We start from the raw sequence: 21,839 nt of genomic DNA on the forward strand, positions 1-21,839 counted from the left end.
GAGCCGGCACACCACGCCGGCCGGAGGGAAAGCGATGGGTAGGACTCTCGCGGAGAAGGTCTGGGACGACCATGTCGTCCGGCGCGCCGAAGGCGAGCCCGACCTGCTCTTCATCGATCTGCACCTGCTGCACGAGGTGACCAGCCCCCAGGCCTTCGACGGCCTGCGCAAGAGCGGCCGGCAGGTGCGGCGGCTCGACCTCACCATCGCGACCGAGGACCACAACACCCCGACCCTCGACATCGACAAGCCGATCGCCGACCCCGTCTCCCGGGCACAGCTCGAAACGCTGCGCAAGAACTGCGCCGAGTTCGGCGTCCGCCTGCACCCGCTGGGCGACGTCGAGCAGGGCGTCGTCCACGTCGTGGGACCGCAGCTCGGCCTGACCCAGCCCGGCACCACCGTGGTCTGCGGCGACTCGCACACCTCCACGCACGGCGCGTTCGGCGCGCTCGCCTTCGGCATCGGCACCTCCCAGGTCGAGCACGTCCTGGCCACCCAGACGCTGCCCATGGCCCGCCCCAAGACCATGGCCATCACCGTCGACGGCGAGCTGCCGGCGGACGTCACCGCCAAGGACCTGATCCTGGCGATCATCGCGAAGATCGGCACCGGCGGCGGCCAGGGTTACGTCCTGGAGTACCGCGGCTCGGCCATCGAGAAACTCTCGATGGAGGCCCGCATGACCATCTGCAACATGTCGATCGAGGCCGGCGCCCGCGCGGGCATGATCGCCCCGGACGAGACCACCTTCGCCTACCTGAAGGGCCGCGCCCACGCGCCCGAGGGCGAGGACTGGGACGCGGCGGTCGCCTACTGGAAGACCCTGAAGACGGACGAGGACGCGGTCTTCGACGCCGAGGTCGTCATCGACGCCTCCGAGCTGGCCCCCTTCGTCACCTGGGGCACCAACCCCGGCCAGGGAGCGCCGCTTTCGGCGTCCGTCCCCGACCCGGCTTCGTACGAAGACGCTTCGGAGCGCCTGGCCGCCGAAAACGCCCTGAAGTACATGGGCTTGACCGCCGGGCAGCCGCTGCGGGACATCAAGGTCGACACCGTCTTCGTAGGCTCCTGCACCAACGGCCGCATCGAGGACCTGCGCTCCGCCGCCGCCATCCTGGACGGCCGCAAAGTCGCCGACGGCGTACGGATGCTGGTCGTCCCCGGCTCGGTCCGGGTCGCCCTCCAGGCCGTCGAGGAGGGGCTGGACAAGGTCTTCAAGGAGGCCGGGGCCGAATGGCGGCACGCGGGCTGCTCGATGTGCCTGGGCATGAACCCCGACCAACTCGCGCCTGGTGAGCGTTCCGCGTCCACCTCCAACCGCAACTTCGAGGGCAGGCAGGGCAAGGGCGGCCGTACCCACCTGGTGTCGCCGCAGGTCGCCGCCGCCACCGCCGTGCTGGGCCACCTGGCCTCGCCCGCCGACCTGTCCGAAGCCCCCGCGACCGCCGGAGTCTGAGCAACCATGGAAGCTTTCACCACCCACACCGGCCGGGCCGTCCCGCTGCGCCGCAGCAACGTCGACACCGACCAGATCATCCCGGCGCACTGGCTGAAGAAGGTCACCCGCGACGGCTTCGAGGACGGCCTGTTCGAGGCCTGGCGCAAGGACCCCGAGTTCGTCCTCAACCGCCCCGAGCGGCAGGGCGCCACGGTCCTGGTGGCCGGCCCCGACTTCGGTACCGGCTCCTCGCGCGAGCACGCCGTATGGGCGCTGCAGAACTACGGCTTCAAGGCCGTCATCTCCTCCCGCTTCGCCGACATCTTCCGGGGCAACTCGCTGAAGAACGGCCTGCTCACCGTGGTCCTCGACCAGAAGACCGTGGACGCGCTGTGGGAGCTGACCGAGGCCGACCCGCAGGCGGAGATCACCGTGGACCTTCAGGCCCGCGAGGTGCGCGCCGAAGGCATCACCGCGGCCTTCGAACTGGACGAGAACGCCCGCTGGCGGCTGCTGAACGGCCTGGACGACATCAGCATCACGCTCCAGAACGAGGCGGACATCGCCGCGTACGAGGCCAAGCGCCCCTCGTACAAGCCGCGCACCCTCCAGGTCTGAGCCCCTCCCGGACCCCCGCGTCACCCCTCCGGTGCCCCCGGCCGATCCACGGCCGGGGGCACCGTCGTGTGCGGGTGCTCAACTCCGCCGGGAGAGCCATGGGGACGATGGCCGAAAGTGCCCTTGCCCGCCCCCCAAGGGGCCATCCGGCTGACACCGTTCGCCCGCCCCGCCAAGCTCCTCCCCCGACCCGCGAGCGGTGTGCCGGGAGGTTTCAACTGCCGTACGGGGGAAGGCGTTTACCGGTGCGGCGGAGGTCTGCCGGGGGGAGTGGCCGTGGCTCCCGAAACGCCGCAGCAGCAGGCCAGTTACCCCCTACGGAGGCGACAACTCGCCCCAGATGGCACAATCGGTGCATGGAACGCGACAGCCAACTCGAGCTCTATCAGGCCGTCGCAGCCCGACTGAAAGAAGCGCACACCCGCGTGCGCGAACTGCAAGTCCCGGAGGGCGTAAGGATGACGCTGTCCCGGAAGCTGTTGGCCATCACGGCCGCGGCGAAGCACGATCTCGCAGGTGCGGCAAGGCGGCTGGACCGGTTGATGAAGGACCTCGACGAGGGCCGATTCCCTGAAGGGGACTGACACTCGAACTCCGCGGCGGCCGACTTCGTTGCGGCACTAGGGTGATTAGCCCGTTTCGTGTTTGATTTGCGGTATATATCTGCCTAACGTGCGAAAAAGCTTGAACACTTTCGTTCCGGCAATGTCTCCGAAGGGGAAGACGTGAACAAGGCGCAGCTCGTAGAAGCGATTGCCGACAAGATGGGTGGCCGCCAGCAGGCCGCCGATGCTGTCGACGCGGTGCTCGACGCGATCGTCCGTGCCGTGGTCGCCGGTGACCGGGTCTCGGTCACCGGCTTCGGCTCGTTCGAGAAGGTCGACCGTCCGGCCCGGTACGCCCGCAACCCGCAGACGGGTGAGCGCGTGCGGGTCAAGAAGACCTCCGTTCCGCGCTTCCGTGCCGGTCAGGGCTTCAAGGACCTGGTCAGCGGCTCGAAGAAGCTCCCCAAGGGTGGCGAGGTCGCCGTCAAGAAGGCGCCCAAGGGCAGCCTCACGGGCGCCCCGCCCACCATCTCCAAGGCCGTGGGCAAGAAGGCCGCCGCCAAGAAGACCACGGCAGCGGCGAAGAAGGCGGCCGCCAAGAAGGCGACCCCGGCGAAGAAGACCACCGCCGCCAAGAAGACCACGGCCAAGAAGGCCACTCCGGCCAAGAAGACCACCGCGAAGAAGGCCACACCGGCCAAGAAGGCCACCACCGCGGCGGCCAAGAAGACCACCGCCAAGAAGACCGCGCCGGCGAAGAAGGTCACCGCGAAGAAGGCCCCGGCCAAGAAGACGACGGCGCGCAAGACCACCGCCAAGAAGACCACCGCACGCGCGCGCTAGTAAGCGGCGCAGGCCCCCAAGGCCCCTCACACGCCGGGCCGGACTCCCCGCAAGGGAGCCCGGCCCGCGGTGTGTGTGCGGGGCCTAGAACGTCTGGAGCGTCACCAGCGTGATGCGCAGGGACTCGCCCTGCCCCTCCGTCTCGATCCGGACCCGCTGCCCCGGCCGCAGCAACCGCAGGCCGCCCGCGTCGAAGGCCGCCGCGGAGAAGTCCACCGGGGTGCCGTCGTCGAGCAGCACACTCCCGCTGCGGGATTCGGGGTCGTACGTGTACGCGGTCGCCTGCATGGACGGCAGCTTATCCGGCCGCCCCGTCCGCCGCGCCGACGTCCACCGCCCACCGCTCGGCCGTGCGCGGCCCCACGCCCAGCTCCACGGCGGCCAGCAGATCGTCCCCGGTGTCCACGTCCTGGCGCACGGAGCGGACGTCGTCCAACCGGATTTCCACCGCGCCCGACAACAAATGCCGGCGCCTCGACGCCCCGCCGAAAGCCGGGCGCAATTCCACTCCGGGCCCCGCCGACAGCAATGTCGTACCGATTTCGGCGGCGTCCGCGAGAAAAGCGCGCGGGAATTCGGAGGCGGCGGCCAGCACCCGGGACAGTTCCCCCGGCCGCAGCGCGGGAAGATCGGCGTTCAGGGTGGCCACGGGCGCGCCGGGCCGCCGGAGGCGTACGTGCTCGGCCCCGTGGGCCAGCGCGGCGTTCAGGCCGGCGGCCGGGGTGTCGGGCACGATCCGCGCCCCCAGGGCTCCCAGCGTGAGCGCCGCCACCGGGTCGTCCGTGACGACGGACACATCCCGCACCGCCGGGCAGGCCAGCGCCGCCGCCACGGTGTCCTGCGCGAAGGCCAGCGCCAGCCGTGGCCGCACCAGGGGGCCGGCGGCGCCGGCGAGCCTGCTCTTCGCCCGGACAAGGGGCTTCAGCGGGACGACCAGGGACCAGGAGCCGGTCGGGTCGGCGTTCGTGGCGGGCGCTCCTTTCCTGCGACGGCGGTTCGGCGGGCCATGTCCGCCGGGGCTCATTGTGGCGCGGCCCCGGCGCGACCCGGAGCGCCGGTGTCCGGGGCGGGGCGTACGGTGTTCTCGACAGAGCAGAGGCCTGGGGCGACACTTGACCCCCGCAGGCCCGCCCAGAGGAAGGTGTCCGAGTGTCCCGCCGCAGAATCGGCTTCTGGTACCGCCTTGCGGCGGTCATCGCAAAACCGCCACTGGTGGTTCTGTTCAAGCGGGACTGGCGGGGAATGGAGCACATTCCGGCCGACGGGGGATTCATCACCGCCGTCAACCACAACTCGTACCTCGACCCGCTGTCGTACGCGCACTTCCAGTACAACACCGGACGAGTTCCTCGGTTCCTGGCGAAAGCCGCCCTGTTCAAGGGCTCGTTCGTCGGAACCATGCTGCGCGGCACCGGACAGATCCCCGTCTACCGCGAGACGACCAACGCGCTGGACGCCTTCCGCGCCGCCGTCGCCGCCATCGAACGGGGCGAATGCGTCGCCTTCTACCCCGAGGGCACCCTCACCCGCGACCCCGACATGTGGCCCATGGCGGGCAAGACCGGCGCCGCCCGCGTCGCCCTGCTCACCAGGGTGCCGGTCATCCCGGTCGCCCAGTGGGGCGCCAACTTGGCGATGCCGCCCTACGCCAAGGAGAACAAGGTCCGCCTCTTCCCGCGCAAGACCCTCATCGTGCAGGCCGGTCCGCCCGTCGACCTCAGCCGCTTCTACGACAAGGAACCCACCCCCGAGGTGCTGCGCGAGGCGACCGAGGTCATCATGGCCGCCATCACCTCCCTCCTGGAGGAGGTCCGGGGCGAGAAGGCCCCCGCCACGCCGTACGACCACCGCAGGGCCCGCCTGGAACAGCGGCGCAAGGCCGCAGGGGAGGAAGCGAAGTGACACGCCCCGACACGGCAGGCCCGGCGGGCCGCCCCGGCGACGCCCCCGTCAAGGCGGCCGTCTTCGGCACCGGATCCTGGGGTACGGCCTTCGGCATGGTGCTCGCCGACGCGGGCTGCCAGGTGACCCTCTGGGGCCGCCGCCAGGAGGTCGCCGACGCGATCAACACCAACCGCACCAACCCCGACTACTTCCCGGGCACCGAACTCCCCGCGTCGGTACGCGCCACCACCGACCCCGCCGAAGCCGCGCACGACGCCGACTTCACCGTGCTGGCCATCCCCTCCCAGACGCTGCGCGGCAACCTCGCCGAATGGGCGCCGCAACTGGCCCCCGGCACGGTCCTGGTCTCCCTGATGAAGGGGATCGAGCTGGGCACCGCCAAGCGGATGAGCGAGGTCATCCAGGAGGTCGCCGGGGTGCCGGAGGACCGCGTCGCCGTGGTCACCGGCCCCAACCTCGCCAAGGAGATCGTCGCCCGCATGCCCGCCGCGGCCGTCGTCGCCTGCCGGGACGAGGCCGTCGCCCAGCGCCTCCAGGCCGCCTGCCACACCCCGTACTTCCGCCCGTACACCAACACCGACGTCGTCGGCTGCGAGCTCGGCGGAGCCGTGAAGAACGTCATCGGGCTGGCCGTCGGCATCGCGGACGGCATGGGCCTCGGCGACAACGCCAAGGGCTCGCTCATCACGCGCGGCCTGGCCGAAACCACCCGCCTCGGACTGGCGATGGGCGCCGACCCGCTCACCTTCTCCGGGCTCGCCGGCCTCGGCGACCTGGTCGCCACCTGCTCCTCGCCGCTCTCCCGCAACCACACCTTCGGCTTCAACCTCGGCAAGGGCATGACCCTGGAGGAGACCATCGCGGTCACCAAGCAGACCGCCGAAGGCGTCAAGTCCTGTGAATCCGTGCTGGATCTGGCGCGCCGCCACGGCGTCGACATGCCCATCACGGAGACCGTCGTCGGCATCGTCCACGAGGGCAAGCCGCCGATGGTGGCCCTCAAGGAGCTGATGTCACGGGCCGCCAAGCCCGAGCGGCGCTGACCCGGCGGAAGCGGCCATCGGTCGCTGACGCAGCCGGAGGGAGCAGGTACGCTCATCGCGATATGAGCAGCGAGAACCTCCCCACCAGCCCCGGGCGCAAGCCGCGCGTGGCCGTCGTCTTCGGCGGCCGCAGCTCCGAGCACGCCATCTCCGTCGTCACGGCCGGTGCCGTCCTGCGCGCCATCGACCGGGACAAGTACGACGTGCTGCCCATCGGCATCACCACCGACGGCCGCTGGGCGCTGACCGCCGACGAACCGGAGCGGATGGCCATCGCCGACCGCACGCTGCCGTCCGTCGCCGACCTCACCGAGTCCGACGAGGGCAGCGTCGTCCTGTCCGTCGACCCCGGCAGCCGCGAGGTCGTCTACAGCGAGCCCGGCGCCGTCCCCAAGGTCCTGGGCGACGTCGACGTGGTCTTCCCGATGCTGCACGGCCCCTACGGCGAGGACGGCACCCTCCAGGGGCTCCTGGAGCTCGCCGGCGTGCCCTACGTGGGCGCCGGGGTGCTCTCCTCGGCCGTCGGCCAGGACAAGGAGTACATGAAGCGGGTCTTCGTCTCCTTCGGCCTGCCCGTCGGCCCGTACGAGGTGATCCGCCCCCGCGAGTGGGAGCAGGATCCTTCCGCCGCCCGCGAGAAGATCGCCGGCTTCGCCGCCGAGCACGGCTGGCCGCTCTTCGTGAAGCCCGCCCGGGGCGGCTCCTCGATGGGCATCACCAAGGTCGACGACCCCTCCGGGCTGGACGCCGCCATCGAGGAGGCCCGGCGCCACGACCCCAAGGTCATCGTGGAGTCGCTGCTGACCGGCCGCGAGATCGAGTGCGGCGTGCTGGAGTTCGAGGACGGCCCGCGCGCCTCCGTTCCCGCGTGGATCCCGCCCGTCACCGACCACGACTTCTACGACTTCGAGGCCAAGTACATCGACTCCGCCTCCGGTGTCGTCCCCGCCCCGATCACCCCGGAGCAGACCGCCGAGGTGCAGCGGCTCGCCATCGCCGCGTTCGAGGCGGCGTCCTGCGAGGGCCTGGTCCGCGCGGACTTCTTCCTCACCGACGAGGGCGAGTTCGTCATCAACGAGATCAACACGATGCCGGGCTTCACGCCGATCTCCATGTACCCGCGCATGTGGCAGGAGAGCGGCGTCAGCTACCCGGAGCTCGTCGACCGCCTCATCCAGGCCGCCCTGCGCCGCCCGACCGGCCTGCGCTGACCCGCGCGGCCCCCGCGGCGGGGGTCACAGGGTCTTCGGGATCGTCCCGGCGACCGGGGCGGCGAGCTCCAGCAGGGGCTTCATCTCGGTGAAGGTCTCGTCCAGCGTCACCTCGACGTACGCCTTGCGGTACGTCGTGGTGAGGCGGGTCCCGCCGTGCTCCGGCTTCTCCAGCAGCCAGTCCACCCCGTTGACCTCGACCGCGTCCGCCTTGTCATCGCTCATACCGGCGGGGCGGGGGACACCGCAGCGCAGTACGATCGCCCCGTCCCCCCACCCGGCGGTCAGATCGGAACCCGGCTCCGGATCACTCCGGTCCAGTCCCGAGACGGTCTCCGGGAGCCGCTCGTGCAGCGCGCCGCAGAGAGCGGCTTCCTCCGACGGCGGGCTGGGAACCGCGACGGTCGCCTGTGCGTCCGTCGGGGAACAGCCCGCGGCCGCCAGCAGGACAGCGGCGGCCGCGACGGTGGCGGGCAGGGCGGGCAGGCGGCGAAGCCGGTGCGAAGACGTCACCGGCTCAGGGTAGACGGGGGCTACAGGTGTACGACCGGGCAGGTCAGGGTCCTCGTGATCCCGTCCACTTGCTGGACCTTGGCGACCACCATGCGGCCGAGCTCATCGACCGTGTCGGCCTGGGCGCGCACGATCACGTCGTACGGACCCGTGACGTCCTCGGCCTGGATCACCCCCGGGATCTTGGAGATGGTCTCGGCGACCGTCGACGCCTTGCCCACCTCGGTCTGAATAAGGATGTACGCCTGTACCACGGAACCTCCAGGGCGGCCACGAGGATCTTGTGGAGAAGAAAGGGACGCCACGGTACCGCGTCGCCGCGGGCAGCGGGGAGACCCTCGCGGCCGGTGGCGCGCGAGGCCGGCGCACGAAGTACCGGGTTGACGGTCTACTTGACGGTACCTACAGCAGTGACGGGTCGCGAGCGCAACCGCACTGGGGCAGAAGGGGCACAGCGATGAAGGGCACTGTCGGCGAGTTGGGGGAGTTCGGGCTGATCAGGGAGCTCACCTCCCGGCTCACCTCCACCCCGGCGGTACGGATCGGGCCCGGCGACGACGCCGCGGTCGTGGCCGCACCCGACCGGCGTGTGGTGGCGAGCACGGACATCCTGCTGGAGGGGCGGCACTTCCGCCGCGACTGGTCCACCGCCTACGACGTCGGCCGCAAGGCCGCCGCCCAGAACCTCGCGGACATCGCCGCCATGGGCGCCGTACCCACCGCGCTGCTCCTCGGCCTGGTCGTCCCCGCGGAACTCCCGGTGACCTGGCCGACCGAGCTCATGGACGGCCTGCGCGACGAGTGCCAGGTCGCGGGCGCGGCCGTCGTCGGCGGCGATGTCGTACGCGGCGACACGATCACCGTGTCCATCACCGCGCTGGGCGACCTGCGCAACCACGAGCCGGTCACCCGGGCCGGCGCCCAGCCCGGTGACGTCGTCGCGTACACCGGCTGGCTGGGCTGGTCGGCGGCCGGGTACGCGGTGCTCTCGCGCGGGTTCCGCTCGCCGCGCGCCTTCGTCGAGGCCCACCGCCGGCCCGAGCCGCCCTACCACGCGGGCCCGGCGGCCGCCGGGCTCGGCGCGACCGCCATGTGCGACGTCAGCGACGGCCTGATCGCCGACCTCGGGCACATCGCCGAGGCCAGCAAGGTCCGCATCGACCTGCGCTCCGGGCTCATCGACATCCCGACCCAGATGAACGACATCGGCCAGGCCGTCGGCGTCGACCCCATGCAGTGGGTCCTCACCGGAGGTGAGGACCACGCCATCGTCGCGACCTTCCCGCCGGACGTGAAGCTGCCGGCCCGCTGGAAGGTCATCGGCGAGGTCCTCAACCCCTCCGCGCTGCCCCAGGTCACCGTCGACGGCGCGCCCTGGCACGCGCAGGGCGGCTGGGACCACTTCGGGGAGGGCGAGTGACGTCCCGGGTGATCCCGAACGTGCTGACCGTCGCCGGATCCGACTCCGGCGGCGGCGCGGGCATCCAGGCCGACCTGAAGACCATGCTGGCGCTGGGCGTGCACGGCATGAGCGTGATCACCGCCGTCACCGCGCAGAACTCGCTGGGCGTCCAGGGCGCCTGGGAGCTGCCCGTGGAGGCGGTGCGGGCCCAGTACCGCAGCGTCGTCGACGACATCGGCGTACAGGCCGTGAAGACCGGCATGCTGGCCTCCGCGCCGCTCGTGGAGGCGGTCGCCGAGCTGCTGGCCGGGACCGACGCGCCCGTGGTCGTCGACCCGGTCGGGGTGTCCAAGCACGGCGACCCGCTGCTGGCGGCGTCCGCGCTCGACTCCGTGCGCGAGCGGCTGCTGCCGGTCGCCACCGTGGCGACGCCCAACCTGGACGAGGTGGCCCAGCTCACCGGCGTGACGGTGGAGGACGAGGGCGATCTGCGGCGGGCCGCCGCCGCCGTGCTGGAGTACGGGCCGCGCTGGGCGCTCATCAAGGGCGGGCACCTGGCCGGGGACGCGGTGGACCTGCTCACCGACGGCACCCAGGAGCACTGGCTGCGGGCACCCCGGCACGACAACCGGCACACCCACGGCACGGGCTGCACCCTCGCCTCGGCGGTCGCCGCGGGCCTGGGCAAGGGCCTGACGGTGCCGGACGCGGTACGGGAGGCCAAGGCCTACGTCACCGGGGCCATCGCGGCCGGGTTCGCGCTGGGCGGCGGGATCGGCCCGGTCGACCACGGCTGGCGCTTCCGGTAACGCGCGGGCCGGTACGGCGCGGCAGCGCGCCCGGGTACGGCCGCGGCAGCGCGCCCGGTACGGCGCGGGTACGGCAAAAAGCCGGTCCACCGAGGTGGACCGGCTTTCAAGGCAACCGCAGAGGCTGCGCTACGACGAACCGTCGTCGGCGTTAGCGCGAGACCTTGCCGGCCTTGATGCACGAGGTGCAAGCGTTGAGCCGCTTCGGCGTCCCACTGACCACGGCACGCACGCGCTGGATGTTCGGGTTCCAGCGACGGGACGTACGGCGGTGCGAGTGCGAGATGTTGTTGCCGAAGCCCGGCCCCTTGCCGCAGACGTCGCAGTTGGCAGCCACGGGTCACTCCAAAGACTTCAGATGCACTTACAGTGAAATCCGGCGAGCCGGAATCAGATCTGGTGACTGAAGTGGCGTTGCCGGGGGAATGGCCCGACTTTCATCGGGCAACCGGAGCAGCATACAACGACTGCCCTGGTTCAACGAAACTACCACGGTTCGCCCGGCCCCCGGTCGGGGCCCCGGCCCCGGGCGGGGTCTACGCTGCGGTGCAGCCAGCGCTGCTCGAGGAGGACACCAGGTGCCGCAGACCCTGCCGCAGGCGCTCGATTCCGCAGTGGTCCGCGACTGGTGCTCACTGGCGCTGGAGGCGCTCGGCCGGGAGCGCGAGGAGATCGACGCGATCAACGTCTACCCGGTCGCGGACGGGGACACCGGCACCAACCTGTACCTGACGGTCGAGTCCGCCTCCCAGGCGGTCGAAGCCGTCTTCACGGCCATCACGGCGCCCGATTTCGCCGACACCGTGCGCGCCATGGCGCACGGCGCGCTGATCGGCGCCCGGGGGAACTCCGGGACGATCCTGTCGCAGTTGCTGCGCGGCATGAGCGAGGTCCTCGCCGAAGGCCGGGACGGGGACCACCTGGCCAGGGCGCTGCGGAAGGCCTCGGTGTCCGCCCGGCAGGCGGTCGCCCACCCCGTCGAGGGCACCATCCTCAGCGTCGCGGCAGCGGCCGCCTCCGCCGCGGCGGGCGGCCAGGACGTGGTGACCGTCGCCCGCGCCGCGTACGCGGGCGCCCGCGCGGCCCTGGAGGCCACGCCCGCCCAGCTCGCCGTCCTGGAGCGGGCCGGCGTGGTGGACGCGGGCGGGCGCGGCCTCGTCACGATGCTGGGCGCGCTGGTGGAGGCGGTCTCGGGGGAGGCGCCCGCGCGGGCGCCGCGCACGCCCCGGGCGGTGGCCCCCGCAGTGGAGCCCTGCGCGGACGCCGGGCCCGCCTTCGAGGTCATCTACCTGCTGGAGGCCGACGACGCGGCCGTGGCCCGGCTCCGGGAGCGGCTCGACGCGCTCGGCGACTCCCTGGTCGTGGTGGGCGGCGACGGGCTGTGGAACGTCCACGTCCACGTGGACGACGCGGGCGCGGCGGTGGAGGCCGGCGTCGAGGCGGGGCGCCCGTACCGGATCCGGATCACCCACTTCGGTACGCCCGGCACGGAGGCGCCCGAGGAGCGCGCGGGGCGCGCCGTGGTGGCGGTCCTGCCCGGTGAGGGGCTCGCCCACCTGTGCGCCGAGGCGGGCGCCACGACGGTGCTGGCCCGGCCCGGCGAGCCGCCGGCCAGCGGCGAGCTCGTCGAGGCGATCCGGCGCGCCCACGCGCGCGAGGTCGTCCTGCTGCCCAACGACGCCGCCCTGCGGCACACCGCGGCGGCGGCGGCCGAACAGGCGCGGGCGGAGGGCATCCGGGTCGCCCTCGTCCCGACGCGGGCCGCCGTCCAGGGCATCGCCGCCCTCGCCGTCCACGAACCGGACCGGCGCTTCGACGAGGACGTCGTGGCCATGACCGCCGCGGCGGGCGCCACCCGCTACGGCGAACTGGCCGTCGCGGAGCACCAGTCGTTCACCTCGGTCGGCGTCTGCCAGGCGGGCGACGTGCTGGGCCTGATCGACGGCGACGTCGCCGTCATCGGCCATGACGTGGCCACCGTCGCCGAGACGGTCCTGGACCGGATGCTCTCGGCGGGCGGCGAACTGGTCACCCTCGTCCTCGCGGACGACGCGCCCGAGGCCCTCGCGGACCGCCTGGAGAGCCACGTACGCGAAACGCACCTCGCGGTCGACACGGTCGTGTACCCGGGCGGCCCGCAGGCCCCCCTGCTGCTGATCGGCGTCGAGTAGCGCGTCCGTCCACAGGTGCGCCCGCCTGTCAGTGCCGTGGTGTGCAATGGGAGACGTGTCAGCTCTCGACGAACCACTGAAGAAGCAGCTCGGCGCCGCCACCGCCAAGGTGATGGCCGAGCACCTCGACCTGCACACCGTCGGTGACCTGCTCCACCACTACCCCCGGCGGTACGCGGAGCGCGGCGAGCTCACCACCCTCGCCGACCTGCCGCTGGACGAGCACGTCACGGTGGTGGCCCGGGTCGCGGACGCGCGCGTGCTGACCTTCAACAGCGCCAAGGGGCGCGGCCAGCGCCTGGAGGTCACCATCACCGACGGCAGCGGACGGCTGCAGTTGGTCTTCTTCGGCAAGGGCGTCCACAAGCCGCACAAGGACCTCCTGCCCGGCACGCGCGCGATGTTCGCCGGGAAGGTCTCCGTCTTCAACCGCAAGACGCAGCTCGCCCACCCCGCCTACGAGCTGCTGCGCGGCGAGGACGGCGAGAGCGCCGTGGACTCCTGGGCCGGGGCCCTCATCCCGATCTACCCGGCCACCACCAAGCTGGAGTCCTGGAAGATCGCCAAGGCGGTCGACGCGGTGCTGCCCAGCGCGGCGGACGCCGTCGACCCGCTGCCGCCCGCGCTGCGCGAGGGGCGCGGTCTCACCGGTCTCCCGGACGCCCTCCGCAAGGTCCACCGCCCGCGCACCAAGGCCGACATCGCCGACGCCCGCGAGCGGCTCAAGTGGGACGAGGCGTTCGTCCTCCAGGTCGCCCTGGCCCGGCGGCGGTACGCCGACACCCAGCAGCCCGCCGTGGCGCGCGTGCCGGTGCCGGGCGGGCTGCTGGACGCCTTCGACGCCAGACTGCCGTTCACCCTCACCGAGGGGCAGCAGAAGGTCTCCAAGGAGATCTTCGACGACCTGGCCACCGAGCACCCGATGCACCGCCTCCTCCAGGGCGAGGTGGGCAGCGGAAAGACCATGGTGGCGCTGCGGGCGATGCTCGCCGTCGTGGACGCGGGCGGCCAGGCCGCCATGCTCGCCCCCACCGAGGTCCTCGCCCAGCAGCACCACCGGTCCATCACCGAGATGATGGGCGAGCTCGCGGAAGGCGGCATGCTCGGCGGCGCGGAGCACGCCACCAAGGTCGTGCTGCTCACCGGCTCCATGAGCGCCGCCGCCCGCCGCCAGGCGCTGCTCGACCTGGTCACCGGCGAGGCGGGCATCGTCATCGGCACGCACGCGCTGATCGAGGACAAGGTCCAGTTCCACGACCTGGGCCTGGTCGTCGTCGACGAGCAGCACCGCTTCGGCGTCGAGCAGCGGGATGCCCTGCGGGGGAAGGGGAAGCAGCCGCCCCATCTGTTGGTGATGACCGCCACCCCCATCCCGCGCACGGTCGCGATGACCGTCTTCGGTGACCTGGAGACGTCCGTCCTGGACCAACTGCCCGCCGGGCGTTCGCCGATCGCCAGCCATGTCGTCCCGGCGGCCGACAAGCCGCACTTCCTGGCCCGTGCCTGGGAGCGGGTCCGCGAGGAGGTGGGCAACGGCCACCAGGCGTACGTCGTCTGCCCCCGCATCGGCGACGAGGAGGACGAGAAGAAGAAGGCCAAGGAGGGCGACGCGGACAAGCGGCCCCCGCTCGCCGTCCTCGACGTCGCCGACCAGCTCGCCAAGGGCCCCCTCGCCGGTCTGCGCGTCGAGGTGCTGCACGGCAGGATGGCCCCCGACGACAAGGACGCCGTGATGCGCCGCTTCGCCGCCGGGGACACCGACGTCCTGGTCGCGACGACCGTGATCGAGGTCGGCGTCAACGTCCCCAACGCCACCGCCATGGTGATCATGGACGCGGACCGGTTCGGCGTCTCCCAGCTCCACCAACTGCGCGGCCGGGTGGGCCGTGGCTCGGCCCCGGGCCTGTGCCTGCTGGTCACCGAGATGCCCGAGGCGAGCCCGGCCCGCCAGCGGCTGGGCGCCGTCGCCTCCACCCTCGACGGCTTCGAGCTCTCCCGGATCGACCTCGAACAGCGCCGCGAGGGCGACGTGCTCGGCCAGGCCCAGTCCGGGGTCCGCTCCAGCCTCCGCATGCTCGCCGTCATCGACGACGAGGAGGTCATCGCGGCCGCCCGCGAGGAGGCCGTGGCGGTCGTCGCCGCCGACCCCGAGCTGGAGCACCTCCCGGAGCTTCGCACGGCCCTGGACGCCCTGCTCGACCAGGAACGGGAGCAGTATCTGGAGAAGGGCTGAGCGGTGCACATGCCGCCGGAGCCCATATCGTGGAGGCACCAGCATTCACAGGACGGCTAAGGACCTCAGATGACCCGCGTGATCGCCGGTGCGGCCGGCGGACGCCGCCTGGCCGTGCCGCCGGGCAACGGCACCCGCCCCACCTCCGACCGGGCCCGGGAGGGGCTGTTCTCCACCTGGGAGGCGCTCCTCGGGACGCTCGACGGCATCCGGATCGCCGACCTGTACGCCGGGTCCGGCGCCGTCGGCCTGGAGGCGCTCTCCCGGGGCGCCGCCCACGCCCTGCTGGTCGAGGCCGACCAGCGGGCCGCCCGCACGGTCCGCGACAACGTCCGCGGGCTCGGCCTGCCCGGCGCCGAGGTCCGCACCGGCAAAGCCGAACAGATCGTGACAAGTGCGCCGCCCGCGGACCCGTACGACATCGTCTTCCTGGACCCGCCGTACGCCGTCTCCGACGACGATCTTGGCGAGATCCTCCTCACACTCCGCACCAAAGGCTGGCTCGCCGACGACGCGCTCGTCACCGTGGAGCGCAGCACCAGGGGCGGGGAATTCGCCTGGCCGGACGGTTTCGAACCGCTACGGGCCCGTCGCTACGGCGAGGGAACGTTTTGGTACGGTCGCGCCGCCTCTACGTGCGAAGACGCACGATGACCGGTTCGGAGAGCGAGGGACTTCAGTTGCGCCGCGCAGTCTGTCCGGGGTCGTTCGACCCCATCACCAACGGACACCTCGACATCATCGCCCGCGCCTCCAAGCTGTACGACGTCGTCCACGTCGCGGTGATGATCAACCAGTCCAAGAAGGGCCTGTTCACGGTGGAGGAGCGGATGGAGCTCATCCGCCAGGTCACCGGCGAGTACGGCAACGTCAAGGTGGAGTCCCACCACGGCCTGCTGGTCGACTTCTGCAAGGAGCGCGACATCCCCGCCATCGTCAAGGGGCTGCGGGCCGTCAGCGACTTCGACTACGAGCTCCAGATGGCCCAGATGAACAACGGCCTCTCCGGCGTCGAGACCCTCTTCGTCCCGACCAACCCCACCTACAGCTTCCTGTCGTCCTCCCTGGTCAAGGAGGTCGCCGCCTGGGGCGGTGACGTCTCCCACCTCCTGCCGCCCGTGGTCCACGAGGCACTGGTCAAGCGCCTCGGTGAGAAGTCCTGAACTGACAGCCCGTCACCCGGTGTCGGGCCGTGGCCGACTGGCCTTACAGTCGTCCCGTCCGTCTCCAATCCGGCTTTAGAGAGTGGCGAGCACACGGTGGACGTGCAGAAGAAGCTCGACGAGATCGTCGAGACGGTCGCGAGCGCCCGTTCCATGCCCATGTCGGCCTCCTGCGTGGTCAACCGCGCCGAGTTGCTCGCGATGCTCGACGAGCTGCGCCAGGCCCTGCCCGGCTCACTGGCCCAGGCCCAGGAGCTGATCGGCGGCCGTGAGCAGCTCGTCGAGCAGGCCCGCCAGGAGGCCGAGCGGATCATCGAGGCCGCCCACGCCGAACGCGGCTCGCTGATCTCCGACACCCAGGTCGCCCGCCAGTCCCAGGAGGAGGCCGACCGCATCCTCGCCGAGGCCCGCCGGGAGGCCGAGGAGATCCGCGCCGAGGCCGACGACTACGTCGACTCCAAGCTCGCCAACTTCGAGGTCGTCCTCACCAAGACCATCGGCTCGGTCGACCGCGGCCGCGAGAAGCTGCTCGGCCGGGGCCCCGGCCTGGACGACCAGGGGTACGCCGACGAGGACGCCCCCGAGTACAGCGCCGACCCGCAGACCCTGATCCGGCGCGCGGACGAGTACGTGGACGCCAAGATCAGCGCCTTCGAGGCCGTGCTGACCAAGACCCTGGAGGCGGTCGGGCGCGGCCGCCAGAAGCTGCACGGCCGCATCGCCACCGACGACCTCGGCGCCCACATGGCCGCCCAGGACGCGGCCGGCGGCGCCCGGCAGCACACCAGCGACGCCGACTACCTGGCGGGCCTCGCCGAGCTGGCCGACCCCGAGCCGGGCCGGCAGCAGCCCGTACCGCCGCCCATGCAGCCCGCCGCGGCCCACGTCCCGGCCCAGCAGCAGCCCGACCCGTACGCGTACCAGCAGCCCCAGGACGCCTACGCCGCCTACCAGCAGGACCCGTACGCCTACCAGGGCTACGACCAGGGCCAGAGCCAGGGGTACGGCCAGCAGTACGCGTACGAACAGCCCCAGCCCCAGCCTCAGCAGACCCAGACCGCCGCGCTCGACGAGACCAGCTTCTTCGACACGAGCATGATCGACCTGGACCAGCTCCGCCGGTACGAGCAGGGGCACGGGCAGGGACAGGGGCACTGACCGGCCCGGATTGGGCTGTGAGCGAAGCGTCCAGTATCCTGGCTCTTCGGTCGCGAGTACGTCCGCGATCTCGGCTGCCCGCTTCGTCTCCAGATCCGAACGGGCCGGCCCCCACACGATCCGAAAGCAGGAAGAGCCCTGAGTACGCGCCTCGACCACCGCAACCCCCTCGTGTTCGACACGCACGAGCTGGGCCGGCGTCCCGGTGCCCTCCAGCGGATCTCCCGCACGGTCGAGGCCCCCGCGGACCTCGGTATCGACGGGGTCATCGGCGTGCCGCAAGGCTCGCCCGTCGAGCTGGACCTCCGCCTCGAGTCGGTCATGGAAGGGGTGCTTGTCACAGGCACCGCCCGTGCGTCGGCCGAGGGGGAGTGCGTAAGGTGTCTGGAGCCGCTGCGCCAGGATGTCGCGGCGGACTTCCAGGAGATGTTCTCGTACCCCGACACCGACGACCGGGGCCACCGCAAGGCGGCCGCGGACGACGATGCCGAGGACGACGAGGACATGACCCCCCTCGAGGACGGCATGTTCGACCTCGAGCCCGTGCTGCGTGATGCGGTGGTGCTGTCACTGCCGATGCAGCCGGTGTGCCGGGAGGACTGTGCAGGACTGTGTCCCGAATGCGGGATCAACCTGAACGAGAACCCGGACCACCACCACGACGCCGTCGACATCCGTTGGGCGGCACTGCAGGGACTCGCCGATTCACTCGGGACCGGCGAGAAGGACAACATGAGCGGCGCCGAAGCGGGCGTCGACGAGAAGCAGGAGAAGTAGCCGTGGCTGTTCCGAAGCGGAAGATGTCGCGCAGCAACACGCGCCACCGCCGGTCGCAGTGGAAGGCTGCGGTCCCCACCCTGGTTTCGTGTGAGCGTTGCCAGGAGCCGAAGCAGCAGCACATCGCGTGCCCGAGCTGCGGCACGTACAACAAGCGCCAGGTCCTCTCGGTCTGAGCGGGCTGGTGAGAGGCACCGTGTCTAGCCACAAAACGGCGGATGACGCCAAGAAGCAGGCGGAGAACACGGCCTCGTCCCACACGCTTCTGGAAGGGCGGCTCGGGTACCACCTCGAGTCCGCCCTTCTGGTGCGTGCGCTGACCCACCGTTCGTACGCGTACGAGAACGGCGGCCTGCCCACCAACGAGCGGCTGGAGTTCCTCGGGGACTCCGTGCTCGGCCTGGTGGTCACGGACACGCTGTACCGCACCCACCCCGACCTGCCCGAGGGCCAACTGGCCAAGCTGCGGGCCGCGGTGGTCAATTCGCGTGCGCTGGCGGAGGTCGGCCGCGGCCTCGACCTGGGCTCCTTCATCCGGCTCGGCCGGGGCGAAGAGGGCACCGGGGGCCGGGACAAGGCGTCCATCCTCGCCGACACCCTCGAAGCGGTGATCGGCGCGGTCTATCTCGACCAGGGCCTCGACGCGGCGTCCGAGCTGGTGCACCGGCTCTTCGACCCGCTGATCGAGAAGTCCTCGAACCTCGGCGCCGGCCTGGACTGGAAGACCAGCCTCCAGGAACTGACCGCGGCCGAGGGCCTCGGCGTTCCGGAGTACCTGGTCACCGAGACCGGACCGGACCACGAGAAGACCTTCACTGCTGCTGCCCGCGTCGGTGGTGTCTCGTACGGCACCGGCACCGGCCGCAGCAAGAAGGAAGCGGAGCAGCAGGCGGCGGAGTCCGCCTGGCGGGCCATCAGGGCCGCCGCTGACGAACGGGAGGCGGCGGCGAAGGCCGCGGCCGAATCCGGCGCGGACGCCGGGGTCGGCTCCGGAGTCGTCGCCGACTCCGGAGCGGAAGAGGCCGCCGACACCTCTTCGGCCACCGAAGCCGCGTCCGAAGCTCCGTCCGAAGCTCCTCAGACCCCGGCCACCGACACGGCCACGGCCTGAGCTTCTTCCTTCCGGCCCCGCCGTACCCAGGTACGGCGGGGTCTTCCCCATGACCCCGTAAAGGAGCGCCGTGCCCGAGCTGCCCGAGGTCGAAGTCGTCAGGCGCGGCCTGGAGCGCTGGGTCAGCGGCCGGACCGTCGCCGAGGTCCAGGTCCTGCACCCGCGTGCCGTACGGCGGCACCTGGCGGGTGGCGAGGACTTCGCCGCCCGGCTGAAGGGGCACCGTTTCGGCGTGGCACGGCGGCGCGGCAAATACCTGTGGCTGCCGCTGGAGGACACCGACGCCTCCGTGCTCGGGCACCTCGGCATGAGCGGCCAGCTCCTGGTGCAGCCGGAGGACGCGGCCGACGAGAAGCACCTGCGGATCCGTATCCGCTTCGACGACCGGCTCGGCACCGAGCTGCGCTTCGTCGACCAGCGCACCTTCGGCGGGCTCTCGCTGCACGAGAACACCCCCGACGGGCTGCCCCAGGCCATCGCGCACATCGCCCGCGACCCGCTCGACCCCGACTTCGACGACGCCGCCTTCCACACCGCGCTGCGCCTGCGCCGGACCACGGTCAAGCGCGCCCTGCTGGACCAGTCGCTGATCAGCGGCGTCGGCAACATCTACGCGGACGAGGCGCTGTGGCGCTCCCGCCTCCACTACGACCGCCCCACCGCGAGCCTGACCCGCCCCCGCTCCGCCGAGCTGCTCGGGCACGTACGGGACGTGATGACGGCCGCGCTCGCGGTTGGCGGCACCAGCTTCGACAGCCTGTACGTCAACGTCAACGGCGAGTCGGGATACTTCGACCGCTCCCTGGACGCCTACGGCCGCGAGGGCGAGCCCTGCCGGCGGTGCGGCACCCCGATGCGCCGCCGGCCCTGGATGAACCGCTCCAGCTACTACTGCCCGCGCTGTCAGCGGCCGCCGCGCACCTCGCCGCCGCTCACCTCGTCGTAACGGTCCCTGGCCGCCAGCACCTCCGGCATCCGGCCCTCGACCAGCGCGATCAGTCCGAGGAGGCGCTCGGCGACGTCCCGCCCGAGCGGCGTGAGCCCGTAGTCGACCCGCGGCGGGTTCGTCGCCCGTGCCTCGCGGTGGACCAGCCCGTCCCGCTCCAGGGCGTGCAGCGTCCGGGAGAGCATCTTGTCGCTCACCCCGTCCACACGCCGCCGCAGCTCGTTGAAGCGCGAGCCGCCCTCGTACAGCGCCCCCAGCGTCAGACTGCCCCAGCGGCCCGTCACGTGCTCCAGCGTGCCGCGCGAGGGGCACAGCCGGGAGAACACATCGAACGCCGGGCGGTCATCCATGTCCGTCAGCGTACTGCGGGCGCCCTCAGCGGGTCGCAGACCGCTCGAAGATCGTTCGGCGGCCGCTCAGAAGCCGAAGTTCTGCGTCCACCAGGGGCCGCCATCGGCGAAGTGCACTCCCACGCCGAGACGGGTGTAGTCGCAGTTGAGGATGTTGGCGCGGTGGCCGTCGCTGTTCATCCAGGACTCCATCACGGCCTCGGCGTCCGCCTGGCCGCGGGCGATGTTCTCGGCGGCCAGGCCCTGGACGCCCGCCTTGGCGGCGCGGTCCCAGGGGGAGGCGCCGTCGGGGTCGGTGTGGGAGAAGAAGCCGCGCTCGGCCATGTCCTTGCTGTGCGCGCCGGCCAGCGCCGCGAGACCGCGGGAGGCCTGGACCGGGCTGCACCCCACCTTGGCGCGCTCGGCGTTGACGAGGCTGAGCACCGCGGCCTCGGCGGCCTCCTCGCGGCCGGTGTCGGCGGCGGCAGCGGCGGACGAGGGGACGGGGGGCGCGGCGGGGGCCGGGACCGACGGGGCCTTGGGGCGCTCGACGGTCCGCTCCGGCGTGGGCGTCGCGGTCTTGGTGGCCGTCTTCTTCGGGGCCGGTGCCTGGGTCTTCTTCGGCGGTGCGGAGGAGGACGGCTTGGACGGCGTCGGCGAGGGGGCCTTGGAGGGGGCGAGCGTCCGCTCGGCGCTCCGGCTCGCGGCCGTCGAGGGGCGGTCGGTCGGCGTGGTGCCGGAGCCGCCCTGGGCGTTCAGGTCGGGGGAGCTTCCGGCGTGTACGCGCTCGTTCGAGCCGCTGCCGCCGATGGTGAAGGTGTCGCCACCGGGCAGCAGGCCGGAGGCCACGGCGACGGCGCCGACCGCCATCGCGGCGGAGGCGCCGAGCAGCCCGGTGCGTACGGGCACCGCGGCCCGCTTCTTCCGGTGGCGTCCCATCTGCTGTGCCTTCCTGCTTCGACGTCTGGTCAGGACATCAAGGTCACTCGGTCACTCACTCGCCCGAACGGGTGAGACCCATTTCGTCGGGACTGTACGCCATGTCGCGTGGGGGAGAAGTGCTCCGAGTGCAATTCGCCGGTTAGCGTGCAGCCATGAACGAAGACGCACGGCTCACCGCCTGGGTACGCGGCCGAGTGCAGGGAGTGGGCTTCCGTTGGTTCACCAGGGCAAACGCCCTGGAGATCGGAGGGCTCAGCGGGTTCGCCCTCAATCTGGAGGACGGCAGGGTGCAGGTCGTGGCCGAGGGCCCGAGTGAGAATTGCCACCGTTTGCTGGAGTGGCTTCGCTCGGGCGACACACCCGGGCGCGTGGACGGTGTCACGGAGATCTGGGACAACCCCCGCGGCGGCTACGACGGCTTCGAGGTCCGCTGACGATCTTGGTCCGGTGCGGGTCCCAGGTCGGCGGGCCGGACCGGGCGGAGCTGCCGCCGGCATGTGCGCACGGCAGAAATGACCTGGTGGTTGCCAAGAATCGCTTGTCATGCCAGGCTGCGCGGGTAAGGATGATCCAAAGGATCCCGAGGATCCTCTCCACGCCCCTGGGCACCCCAGCGAGAGGCGCCGCCGCACCATCCGCGGCCGCAGCCCCCGGTTGCCCCTTGATGCGGGGCGTGATC

Annotated in this window: 26 protein-coding genes; 19 read left to right on the top strand and 7 right to left on the bottom strand. The window is 71.8% G+C overall.

What is annotated here, in order from left to right:
- The first annotated feature begins 34 nt into the window (after positions 1–34).
- From leuC to ACZ46W_RS10185, 4 genes are all read left to right on the top strand, one after another.
- Positions 35–1,459, top strand: coding sequence for a 3-isopropylmalate dehydratase large subunit (gene leuC / locus ACZ46W_RS10170; RefSeq protein ID WP_468334240.1), 1,425 nt, complete (start codon positions 35–37; stop codon positions 1,457–1,459).
- A gap of 6 nt (positions 1,460–1,465) precedes the next feature.
- Complete coding sequence (leuD, locus tag ACZ46W_RS10175; RefSeq protein ID WP_366131685.1) at positions 1,466–2,059, top strand: 3-isopropylmalate dehydratase small subunit; 594 nt, start codon at positions 1,466–1,468, stop codon at positions 2,057–2,059.
- Positions 2,060–2,415: 356 nt separating this feature from the next.
- Positions 2,416–2,643 carry an SCO5555 family protein gene (locus ACZ46W_RS10180; RefSeq protein ID WP_366131686.1) on the top strand — a complete coding sequence of 76 codons (228 nt, stop codon included), beginning with the start codon at positions 2,416–2,418 and terminating at the stop codon, positions 2,641–2,643.
- A gap of 141 nt (positions 2,644–2,784) precedes the next feature.
- Positions 2,785–3,447, top strand: a complete 663-nt coding sequence (locus ACZ46W_RS10185) for an HU family DNA-binding protein (protein ID WP_366131687.1) — start codon at positions 2,785–2,787, stop codon at positions 3,445–3,447.
- 84 nt (positions 3,448–3,531) lie between these two features.
- Here ACZ46W_RS10185 and ACZ46W_RS10190 read toward each other — a convergent pair whose 3' ends face one another.
- Together ACZ46W_RS10190 and cofC are read right to left on the bottom strand one after the other, a co-directional pair.
- The gene (locus ACZ46W_RS10190; RefSeq protein WP_366131688.1) at positions 3,532–3,735 is read right to left on the bottom strand and encodes a hypothetical protein; all 204 of its coding nucleotides are present in this window, start codon (positions 3,733–3,735) and stop codon (positions 3,532–3,534) included.
- A 10-nt stretch (positions 3,736–3,745) separates the two neighbouring features.
- Positions 3,746–4,471: a 2-phospho-L-lactate guanylyltransferase gene (cofC, locus tag ACZ46W_RS10195; protein WP_468334246.1), complete on the bottom strand. Its 726-nt coding sequence runs from the start codon at positions 4,469–4,471 to the stop codon at positions 3,746–3,748.
- 125 nt (positions 4,472–4,596) lie between these two features.
- On the opposite strand from cofC, the gene ACZ46W_RS10200 reads away from it, so the two are divergent.
- The 3 genes from ACZ46W_RS10200 to ACZ46W_RS10210 all read left to right on the top strand — a co-directional run bounded on the left by ACZ46W_RS10200 (position 4,597) and on the right by ACZ46W_RS10210 (position 7,606).
- Entirely contained in the window at positions 4,597–5,349 is a 753-nt protein-coding gene (locus ACZ46W_RS10200; RefSeq protein ID WP_468334248.1) for a lysophospholipid acyltransferase family protein, read from the top strand.
- Positions 5,346–6,395, top strand: coding sequence for an NAD(P)H-dependent glycerol-3-phosphate dehydrogenase (locus ACZ46W_RS10205; protein ID WP_468334251.1), 1,050 nt, complete (start codon positions 5,346–5,348; stop codon positions 6,393–6,395). The genes ACZ46W_RS10200 and ACZ46W_RS10205 overlap by 4 nt, the downstream gene beginning before the upstream one ends.
- Positions 6,396–6,457: 62 nt before the next feature.
- Positions 6,458–7,606 (top strand): D-alanine--D-alanine ligase family protein, encoded by a 1,149-nt coding sequence (locus tag ACZ46W_RS10210; RefSeq protein ID WP_468334254.1) that lies wholly within the window; start codon positions 6,458–6,460, stop codon positions 7,604–7,606.
- A 24-nt stretch (positions 7,607–7,630) separates the two neighbouring features.
- On the opposite strand, the gene ACZ46W_RS10215 is transcribed toward ACZ46W_RS10210, so the two are convergent.
- Together ACZ46W_RS10215 and ACZ46W_RS10220 are read right to left on the bottom strand one after the other, a co-directional pair.
- Positions 7,631–8,119: a DUF3515 domain-containing protein gene (locus ACZ46W_RS10215; RefSeq protein WP_468334256.1), complete on the bottom strand. Its 489-nt coding sequence runs from the start codon at positions 8,117–8,119 to the stop codon at positions 7,631–7,633.
- Positions 8,120–8,139: 20 nt separating this feature from the next.
- The gene (locus tag ACZ46W_RS10220) at positions 8,140–8,373 is read right to left on the bottom strand and encodes an Lrp/AsnC family transcriptional regulator (protein ID WP_028802415.1); all 234 of its coding nucleotides are present in this window, start codon (positions 8,371–8,373) and stop codon (positions 8,140–8,142) included.
- 203 nt (positions 8,374–8,576) lie between these two features.
- Here ACZ46W_RS10220 and ACZ46W_RS10225 point away from each other — a divergent pair, with 203 nt between their 5' ends.
- Together ACZ46W_RS10225 and thiD are read left to right on the top strand one after the other, a co-directional pair.
- Positions 8,577–9,539 (top strand): thiamine-phosphate kinase, encoded by a 963-nt coding sequence (locus ACZ46W_RS10225; protein ID WP_468334259.1) that lies wholly within the window; start codon positions 8,577–8,579, stop codon positions 9,537–9,539.
- Between the two features lie 8 nt (positions 9,540–9,547).
- On the top strand, positions 9,548–10,330 hold the full coding sequence (gene thiD, locus ACZ46W_RS10230; RefSeq protein ID WP_468334744.1) for a bifunctional hydroxymethylpyrimidine kinase/phosphomethylpyrimidine kinase: 783 nt from the start codon (positions 9,548–9,550) through the stop codon (positions 10,328–10,330).
- Between the two features lie 151 nt (positions 10,331–10,481).
- Here the strand turns inward: thiD and rpmB are convergent, their stop codons facing one another.
- On the bottom strand, positions 10,482–10,667 hold the full coding sequence (gene rpmB / locus ACZ46W_RS10235) for a 50S ribosomal protein L28 (RefSeq protein ID WP_064070327.1): 186 nt from the start codon (positions 10,665–10,667) through the stop codon (positions 10,482–10,484).
- A 241-nt stretch (positions 10,668–10,908) separates the two neighbouring features.
- On the opposite strand from rpmB, the gene ACZ46W_RS10240 reads away from it, so the two are divergent.
- From ACZ46W_RS10240 to mutM, 9 genes are all read left to right on the top strand, one after another.
- Positions 10,909–12,501: a DAK2 domain-containing protein gene (locus tag ACZ46W_RS10240; protein WP_468334261.1), complete on the top strand. Its 1,593-nt coding sequence runs from the start codon at positions 10,909–10,911 to the stop codon at positions 12,499–12,501.
- Positions 12,502–12,547: 46 nt separating this feature from the next.
- Positions 12,548–14,734, top strand: a complete 2,187-nt coding sequence (gene recG / locus ACZ46W_RS10245; protein ID WP_468334264.1) for an ATP-dependent DNA helicase RecG — start codon at positions 12,548–12,550, stop codon at positions 14,732–14,734.
- Positions 14,735–14,803: 69 nt separating this feature from the next.
- A complete protein-coding gene (rsmD, locus tag ACZ46W_RS10250) occupies positions 14,804–15,388 on the top strand; it encodes a 16S rRNA (guanine(966)-N(2))-methyltransferase RsmD (RefSeq protein WP_468334267.1) in 585 nt (194 codons plus the stop codon).
- Positions 15,389–15,414: 26 nt separating this feature from the next.
- Positions 15,415–15,897 (top strand): pantetheine-phosphate adenylyltransferase, encoded by a 483-nt coding sequence (gene coaD / locus ACZ46W_RS10255; protein ID WP_468334747.1) that lies wholly within the window; start codon positions 15,415–15,417, stop codon positions 15,895–15,897.
- A 96-nt stretch (positions 15,898–15,993) separates the two neighbouring features.
- A complete protein-coding gene (locus tag ACZ46W_RS10260; RefSeq protein WP_468334270.1) occupies positions 15,994–17,055 on the top strand; it encodes an ATP synthase F0 subunit B in 1,062 nt (353 codons plus the stop codon).
- Between the two features lie 171 nt (positions 17,056–17,226).
- Entirely contained in the window at positions 17,227–17,832 is a 606-nt protein-coding gene (locus ACZ46W_RS10265; protein WP_468334273.1) for a YceD family protein, read from the top strand.
- Positions 17,833–17,834: 2 nt separating this feature from the next.
- Positions 17,835–18,008, top strand: coding sequence for a 50S ribosomal protein L32 (gene rpmF / locus ACZ46W_RS10270; protein WP_030496967.1), 174 nt, complete (start codon positions 17,835–17,837; stop codon positions 18,006–18,008).
- Positions 18,009–18,028: 20 nt separating this feature from the next.
- Positions 18,029–18,943 (top strand): ribonuclease III, encoded by a 915-nt coding sequence (rnc, locus tag ACZ46W_RS10275; RefSeq protein ID WP_468334276.1) that lies wholly within the window; start codon positions 18,029–18,031, stop codon positions 18,941–18,943.
- A 70-nt stretch (positions 18,944–19,013) separates the two neighbouring features.
- Entirely contained in the window at positions 19,014–19,889 is an 876-nt protein-coding gene (gene mutM, locus ACZ46W_RS10280; protein WP_468334279.1) for a bifunctional DNA-formamidopyrimidine glycosylase/DNA-(apurinic or apyrimidinic site) lyase, read from the top strand.
- On the opposite strand, the gene ACZ46W_RS10285 is transcribed toward mutM, so the two are convergent.
- Both ACZ46W_RS10285 and ACZ46W_RS10290 read right to left on the bottom strand, forming a co-directional pair.
- Positions 19,847–20,239 (bottom strand): winged helix-turn-helix transcriptional regulator, encoded by a 393-nt coding sequence (locus ACZ46W_RS10285; protein WP_468334282.1) that lies wholly within the window; start codon positions 20,237–20,239, stop codon positions 19,847–19,849. The genes mutM and ACZ46W_RS10285 overlap by 43 nt on opposite strands.
- A 66-nt stretch (positions 20,240–20,305) precedes the next feature.
- On the bottom strand, positions 20,306–21,157 hold the full coding sequence (locus ACZ46W_RS10290) for a CAP domain-containing protein (protein WP_468334285.1): 852 nt from the start codon (positions 21,155–21,157) through the stop codon (positions 20,306–20,308).
- A gap of 155 nt (positions 21,158–21,312) precedes the next feature.
- On the opposite strand from ACZ46W_RS10290, the gene ACZ46W_RS10295 reads away from it, so the two are divergent.
- Positions 21,313–21,594 (top strand): acylphosphatase, encoded by a 282-nt coding sequence (locus ACZ46W_RS10295; protein ID WP_468334288.1) that lies wholly within the window; start codon positions 21,313–21,315, stop codon positions 21,592–21,594.
- Positions 21,595–21,839 lie beyond the last annotated feature (245 nt).

The organism is Streptomyces sp. NPDC031064 (assembly GCF_055570965.1).